The 6911-nt window shown below is 69.5% G+C and carries 6 protein-coding genes and 1 riboswitch; of the genes, 2 read left to right on the forward strand and 4 right to left on the reverse strand.

Features of this window, described 5'->3' with window-relative positions; translation table 11 throughout:
* Window positions 1-278: 278 nt before the first annotated feature.
* The 4 genes from WH85_RS45565 to WH85_RS45580 form a co-directional block, all read right to left on the reverse strand.
* Window positions 279-1640: an AAA family ATPase gene (locus tag WH85_RS45565; protein WP_045748469.1), complete on the reverse strand. Its 1362-nt coding sequence runs from the start codon at window positions 1638-1640 to the stop codon at window positions 279-281.
* Between the two features lie 214 nt (window positions 1641-1854).
* Complete coding sequence (locus WH85_RS45570) at window positions 1855-2847, reverse strand: C40 family peptidase (RefSeq protein ID WP_052721318.1); 993 nt, start codon at window positions 2845-2847, stop codon at window positions 1855-1857.
* A gap of 16 nt (window positions 2848-2863) precedes the next feature.
* A riboswitch (cyclic di-AMP (ydaO/yuaA leader) is annotated at window positions 2864-2996 on the reverse strand.
* Between the two features lie 119 nt (window positions 2997-3115).
* A complete protein-coding gene (locus WH85_RS45575) occupies window positions 3116-4024 on the reverse strand; it encodes a M56 family metallopeptidase (protein WP_045748470.1) in 909 nt (302 codons plus the stop codon).
* Window positions 4021-4377, reverse strand: coding sequence for a BlaI/MecI/CopY family transcriptional regulator (locus tag WH85_RS45580; RefSeq protein WP_045748471.1), 357 nt, complete (start codon window positions 4375-4377; stop codon window positions 4021-4023). Before WH85_RS45580 ends, WH85_RS45575 begins: the two co-directional genes overlap by 4 nt.
* 80 nt (window positions 4378-4457) lie before the next feature.
* Here WH85_RS45580 and WH85_RS45585 point away from each other — a divergent pair, with 80 nt between their 5' ends.
* On the forward strand, window positions 4458-5873 hold the full coding sequence (locus WH85_RS45585; protein WP_045748472.1) for a cytochrome ubiquinol oxidase subunit I: 1416 nt from the start codon (window positions 4458-4460) through the stop codon (window positions 5871-5873).
* 11 nt (window positions 5874-5884) lie between these two features.
* Window positions 5885-6865 (forward strand): cytochrome d ubiquinol oxidase subunit II, encoded by a 981-nt coding sequence (gene cydB, locus WH85_RS45590; RefSeq protein ID WP_045748473.1) that lies wholly within the window; start codon window positions 5885-5887, stop codon window positions 6863-6865.
* Window positions 6866-6911 lie beyond the last annotated feature (46 nt).

The following is a 6911-nucleotide window of genomic DNA, read 5'->3' on the forward strand; positions in this document are numbered from 1 at the left end:
GGACGCCCCAAGTCACCACACCGATGGGGATGTGGTGAATACGGGCGCGCTGGACGCCCCAAGTCACCACACCGATGGGGATGTGGTGAATACGGGCGCCCTGCGCGCCCGAAGTCACCACGCAGGCGGACCCTGACTGCGAATGTGGCTAGTCCGGTGTGCGCCGGCGTCTGCTGGGGCGGCTCGGCTGCCGGGCCGGCGGTGACGGTGGCGCCTGGCTCGGGCCGCATTGGTGGGCACCGGGCCGGGTCAACGGATTTTGCGCTTCTTCAAGCGGGTCAACGGATTTTGCGCTTCTTCAAGTAGGCGGCCAGGTCGTCGTATTCGCCGCTCTCGTTGGCGAACATGGCCACGTTGCGGGCGGTGGCGAACCAGCTGTCCGTGGACGGGCGGACCTCGCGGGCTGCGGCCAGCATGTCCGCCTGGCTGATCATGCGGACTTCGCCGGTGGCGATGGAGTCGCGCATGGCGTACTCGGCGGCGGTCTCGCACAGGTGGGCCAGGTCCGCGCCCGAGTAGTGGTCGGTGGCGGCGGCCACCGCGTCGAGGTCGATGCCGGCCACCGGGCGGTCCCGGAGGTGGTACTCCAGGATCGCGGCGCGGGCGGGGCCGTCCGGCGGCAGCACCAGCACGGTGCGGTCCAGGCGGCCGGGGCGGCGCAGGGCCGCGTCCACGTCCCATGGTGCGTTCGTCGCGGCCAGGACGAACACACCGTCGTTGCCGCCGTCCACGCCGTCGAGTTCGGTGAGGAGCTGATTCACCACGGTACGCATGGACGACTGCAACTGGCTGCGTTTGTGCCCGAGGGCGTCGATCTCGTCCAGGAACAGTACGCACGGGGCGTGGCCGCGCGCCGATTCGAACAGGTCGTGGAGGTTGCGTTCCGAACTGCCGATCCACATGTTCAGTACGTCGGTGATGCTCAGCGAAATGAACGAGGCGCCCATCTCGCCTGCCACCGCGCGTGCCAGGAACGTCTTGCCGCAGCCGGGCGGGCCGTAGAGCAGCAGACCACCGCGCAGGCTCTTACCGAACAGGGTCCGCAGTTTCGGGTTCCGCAGCGGGCCGAGGAACGACACCTCGAGACGCTTCTTGACGTCGGCCATGCCGCCGACGTCGGCGAGGGTGACGCCGGAGCGTTCCACGTCGAAGGAACGGTCGGCGTGGCCGCGGACCGGGTCGACGCCATCGCCGGACGACGAGCCTTCCGGCCGGGAGAAACGCGGCGGAACCACATCGCCGAACTGCTGTTCCATCGCCGCCCAGTCGATACCTGACGGCGGAATCGGACCACCGGGCCCGGAAGGAGATGCGGTCTCGGAAGGAGATGCGGTCTCGGAAGGAGATGCAGGCGCGGAGGGGGATGCAGTCTCGGGAGGGGATGCAGGCGCGGAGGACGGAGCGGAAGGGGCTGTCGGCACGGGAGGCGACGGCGGGACGGGGTTGCCCAGTGCCCGGGCCATCAACTGCTGTGCTCCGACGTTCGCGGGATCCTGGGCCAGGGCCTGCGCGACGTGCCCGATCGCCTCGGCGCCACGGCCCGCGGCCACCAGCATCTCGGCCAGGTGCAACCGCAGTGGCAGGTCGTCCGGCTGGGCCTGCACCGCCGCGGCGAGGCTATTGATCAAGGCATCGCTCATGACAGGCGATTATGCCCGCGCCGGTGGCCGGCCTGCTCACGGCAAGCCGGGGCCGCGCTCGCTCGACGCCGGGTTGAGACCTGAAACACCGGATGGCAACGGTACGGGCTCAGGCCGTACCCCCGAGAAGGCCGGCCCGGAGGGGAGAGAAGGTGGAAGGCCGCCCACACCGAAGTGTGAGCGGCCTTCCGGAGAACAGCGGAACAGGAGCCGATCAGGCCGGCCGCCGGTATCCGGCGATCGAACCCGGACTTTCGATCTTCGCCATCCGCACGTAGTCGCCCGTGTGCGGGGCGTGCACCATCATGCCGCCGCCCACATAGATGGAGACGTGGTGCAGATCGGAGCCGTAGAAGATCAGGTCACCCGGCTGCAGTTCGCTGCGGCTGACCGACTTCGTGGTGCTCCACTGGGTCTTCGTGTAGTGGTAGAGACTGACGCCGACCGATCCCCACGCCTCTTTCGTCAGGCCGGAGCAGTCGTAGCTGCTCGGGCCTTCCGCGCCGAAGACGTAGGGTTTGCCGATCAGGTCGCACGCCTTCTGGGCCGCGCGACCTCCCCGGTCGTTGGTGTAGTCGACCGGGCACGGACCGATCTTGAGTCCGCTCTTCGAGACCGTGGCGCTGCCGTAGGCTTCGATCCGGAGGTCCTGGAGCTCCTCGACCTTCGCCTCGATCGTCGTCTTCTTGGCCGAGAGGTCCTTGTCCCGGACGGCGATCTCGGCTGCCATCTTGTCGACGTCAGCCTTGTCGGCGGCGTACTTGTCCCGCAGTTTCGCCACTTCGGTGATGGACGCCTCCTGCCGGGAGGCGATCTGGTCGAGGAGTGTCAGCTTGTCTACCAGGCCGGTCGGCGAACCGGTCACCAGCATCGCGTTCATCGCGCTGGGTGGCCCCTGGATGTAGGCGTCCACCGCCAGGCCACGGACCTGCACCATGGCGGCATCGACCTTCTTCTGCAACGGCGCGAGGGTCGCGGCAAGCTCTTTCTGCTGTTTCTTCAGCTCTTTGAGCTTGCTGTGCACGTCGTTGTACTCCTCGATGACGGGCTCCAGCTTGTTCCACTGCTCGTCGATCTGATCTTCGATCTTCGAGGGGTTGGGTGCCGCGTGGGCGGCTGCCGGGCCCGTGACAACAACTCCGGCCGCCGCGACGGCACAGAGCACGATGCGCAGAAAACCGACGCGACGCGCGCCTATCCGCTTCACGTGGGTGTGTTGTCCTTTCTTCCTACTCAGCCGCCGACCGGGTTAGCTGACGGGTTCGAGCGGGAAGCACGCCCGGCCGCGTTTCCGCGGCTTCACCCCATGAACCTGGGTTCCCGGCTCGCACGAGGGCGATTAGGCGGTGGTCCGTCAGATCGGCCGGTTGGACGATGGGGGACTGCCGAACCGGGGACAACCGTACTCGGATCATGCGGGCAAATGAAGCGCGCATCGTACCGGAAACCCTGCGCACCTGCAGTAATACCGAGGGTTACCGAAATGGCCATGCGTCGAGGGCCCGCGCCAGCCAGGGCACCACGAGCACTACGGTCGGTAACACCAGCAGGCCGATCGCGGCGGCCGTGGCGAGCACGGTGAGGGGCCGCGACGAGCGTGCCGGGCCGGCCATCCGATCGAGCCTCCGCCGCGTCTCGGCGGCCGGGTCGGCGGGCGCCGCCTCACCGAGGGGCGCCGGGTGGGCGAGCCGGGACAACGCGGCCCGCAGCGGTTCCGGCCCGGTGCGGCGGCGTGCGGCGTCGTCCGCCACCATCTCCAGCAGCAGGTGTACGGCGTCAAGCGACGCCCGGCTGCGCAGTGGTGCCGGGACCGCCTGGTAGAACGCGGTGAACGACTCCATCACGAGTTCATGCCGGTGCCGCAGGTGGGCCCGTTCGTGGGCCAGCACGGCGTCGACCTGTTCCGGGTCCAGGACCTGCAGCACGGCCCCGCTGAGCACGACGCGCGGCGACCGTCCGGGCACGCAGTACGCCAGGGGCAGCGCGCCGTCCAGCACGCGCACCTCGGCGCCGCTGAAGGTGCGGCGCTGCTCGGCCCGGTCGAGCAGGTCGACGAGCATCCGGTGCCGCGCACGCCGGGCCCGGGCGCGGTAGCTCACCCGGACCAGGGAGATCAGCAGCCGGATCACGATGAGGGCCGCGACCGCCAGCGAGAATCCGAGGGCCACCACCGTCTCCGGGTGCCGGGCGCCGGCCGCCCGGGACAGCTCCTCCGGGGCGGCGAGCACCACGCCGAGCGCGCAGAGGACGGCGGTCAGGGTCAGTGCCTGCCAGAGCAGCACGCCGGCGACCGGTGACCGGTCGGGCCAGCGGGCGTGGGCGAGGATGCCGGGTGCGATCAGCGACAGGGCCAGGCCGAGCGCACCGAGCGCCAGCGCGGTCACGACCGGGTCGTGGAGCGGGCTGCTTCGATCGCCGCGGCCAGGGCGTCCGGTGGGAGCTGCCCGACGAAGTACGCCAGGGCGGCGTCCCGGTCGGGGGTGGAACTCAGGGCGTCGAGCATCACGCCGGCGGTCATCTCCTCGCGGGTCTGCGCGGGGGCGTACCGGTAGGCGCGGTCGGAGCGTTGCTGCAGGACGAGACCCTTCTTCGCCAGCCGGTCGAGGACCGTCATGACGGTGGTGTAGGCCAGGTCACGGTCGCGGCTGAGCAGGTCGTGCACCTGTCGCACGGTCAGCGGTGCGGGCGCGTCCCACAGCTTCGTCATGACCTCCCGTTCGAGGTCGCCCATACCCATGTGGGGCAGTCTACGTCACCGCGTCGTACTACACGTCGTAGTATCTACTACGAAGCGTCGTAGAGGGGTGGGCCTGATCCATGGACGTGCTCGACTTGACCCGGCTGCAGTTCGCCGTGGTGACGATCTATCACTACCTGTTCGTGCCGCTGTCGATCTGTCTAGCGGTCACGGCGGCCGGTCTGCAAATCGCCTGGATGCGAACAAACAACGATAAATACTTACATCTCACGAAGTTTGTGGGAAAGTTGCTGATTGTCACGTTCGCAGTCGGCGTGGTGACCGGTCTTGTGCAGGAATTCCAGTTCGGCTTGGGCTGGAGCGCCTTCGCCCGGTTCTACGGTGATGTGTTCGGCCCCACACTCGCCATCGAGGGCATGCTCGCCTTCTTCCTCGAGGCGACGTTCCTCGCCCTCTGGTACTTCGGCTGGGAGCGGCTCCCCCGTAGGGTGCACGCCGCCACCATCGTGGTCGTCGCCGTCGGCACCCTGCTCTCCGCGTACATCATCCTGGCCGCGAACTCGTTCATGCAGAACCCGATCGCGTACGCCCTGGATCCCGAGACCGGGCGCGCCCACCTGACCAGCTTCGCCGAACTGATGACCAACGAGGTCGTACTGGCCGCGTTCCCGCACACGATGGCCGGCGCGGCGATGGCCGGCGGCGGGGTGCTCCTGGCGATCGGCATGTGGCGGGCCCACGCCGACCCGGCGTTCACCACCCTCGGCCGGATCGGCGCGTGGACCACCCTGCTCGGCGGACTCGGCACCGCGATCAGCGGCGACCACCTGGGCAAGGTGATGACCGCCGTGCAGCCGATGAAGATGGCCGCCGCCGAGGCGCTCTACGAGACCACCACCGGCGCGCCGTTCTCCGTCCTGGCGATCGGCGAGCTGGGCCACGACCGGCCGTTCTTCAGCATCGAGGTGCCGTACCTGCTGTCGTTCCTGGGTACCGGCTCGTTCGGCGGGACCGTCCAGGGCATCGACGACCTGCAGGCGCAGTACGTCGCGGAGTACGGCCCCGGCAGTTACGTCCCGATGATCCCGGTGGCGTTCTGGACGTTCCGCCTGATGATGGGCGCGGGCATCGCCGCGATGGCGTTCGCCGCCTTCTACCTGTGGAAGAACGCCGGCTTCACCAAGCGGATCCCGATGATGCCGGCACTCCTGCAGCCCGGCACCGGAACACCCCGCTGGTTCATGAAGCTCGTCCTGCTCGCCCCGATGCTGCCGGCCGCCGCCAACACCTTCGGCTGGATCTTCACCGAGACGGCCCGCCAGCCCTGGCTCGCGTTCGGCATCTCCACCACCGCCGAGGGCATCTCCCCCGGCCTGACCAGTGCCGAGGTGATCGCCTCGCTGGCCGGGTTCACCCTGGTCTACGGTCTGCTCGCGATCGCCTGGATCCGCCTGGTCGTGCACCTGTCCCGCAAACCGCTCCGCGAACCCGAGAAGACCACGGACGCGGATCCCGAGCCGGCCCCCGCCTACTAGGAGCACCCAGCATGATCACGTTCTGGTTCGCGGTCCTCGTCCTCGCCTGGGTGCTCTACTTCGTCCTGGAGGGCTTCGACTTCGGCGTCGGTATCCTCACCCCGATCCTCGGCCGCGACGAGCACGAGCGCGGAGCCGTCATCCGTACGGTCGGCCCGTTCTGGGACGGCAACGAGGTGTGGCTGGTCGCCGCGGTCGGCGTCACCTTCGCCGCCTTCCCCGACTGGTACGCCGCGTGGATGTCCGCCCTCTACCTGCCGCTGGTCGGTGTCCTGCTGCTGCTGGCGGTCCGCGGCGTCGCCCTGGAGTTCCGCGGCAAGCACGACGCGCCGTCCTGGCGCCGCCGCAGCGACCACCTGCTGGCCTGGAGTTCCGGCGGCATCGTGCTGCTCTGGGGCGCGATCCTCGGCGTCCTGGTCGACGGTCTGGCCCTGCGCGCCGACGGTGAGGTCGCGGGCACCGGCCTGAGCCGCAGCCTCGGCCCGCTGTTCTCCCCCGCCGCCGGGCTCGGCGCGCTCGCCGCGCTGCTCGCGGCGATCCTGCTGGGCGCGACCTTCCTCTCCCTGCGCACCACCGGCCCGGTCCGCCGCCGGGCCCGCGACCTGGCCCGCCACACCGGCACGTTCGGCGCGGTCGCCCTTCTCGTCCTCGGCGTGAGTACGGGCAACAGCATGGCTCTCGCCGCCGCGGCGATCGTGTTCGTCGCCGGACTGCAGGCGCGCCGTGCCCGGGAGGCGACCGCTTTCGGCGCCGTCGTGGTGGCCGTGGCCGCCACCGTCGTTGCGATCTTCACCGTGCACGGTGACGTGGTCCTGCGCAGCACTCTGGACCCGGCGTGGTCGCTGACCCGCGAGTCGGCCGCCGCCGGCCCCGAAGCCCTGAAGATCATCACCGTGGCCGGGGTCCTGATCCTGCCCGGCGTGATCGTCTACCAGCTCTGGTCGTACTGGGTCTTCCGCCGCCGGGTCGCCAGCGAACGAGTCCCCTCGTGACACCCACACCCACAACCCCCGACTCCCCCGCCTCCCCCCCCTCCCC

It is taken from the genome of Actinoplanes rectilineatus (genome assembly GCF_000962825.1).
Classification (GTDB): domain Bacteria; phylum Actinomycetota; class Actinomycetes; order Mycobacteriales; family Micromonosporaceae; genus Actinoplanes; species Actinoplanes rectilineatus.

Coding starts and splice junctions, on each gene's coding strand:
- WH85_RS45565 (WP_045748469.1), bottom strand. CDS start 1,640: ATGAGCGATGCCTTGATCAATAGCCTCGCCGCGGCGGTGCAGGCCCAG.
- WH85_RS45580 (WP_045748471.1), bottom strand. CDS start 4,377: ATGGGTATGGGCGACCTCGAACGGGAGGTCATGACGAAGCTGTGGGAC.
- WH85_RS45585 (WP_045748472.1), top strand. CDS start 4,458: ATGGACGTGCTCGACTTGACCCGGCTGCAGTTCGCCGTGGTGACGATC.
- cydB (WP_045748473.1), top strand. CDS start 5,885: ATGATCACGTTCTGGTTCGCGGTCCTCGTCCTCGCCTGGGTGCTCTAC.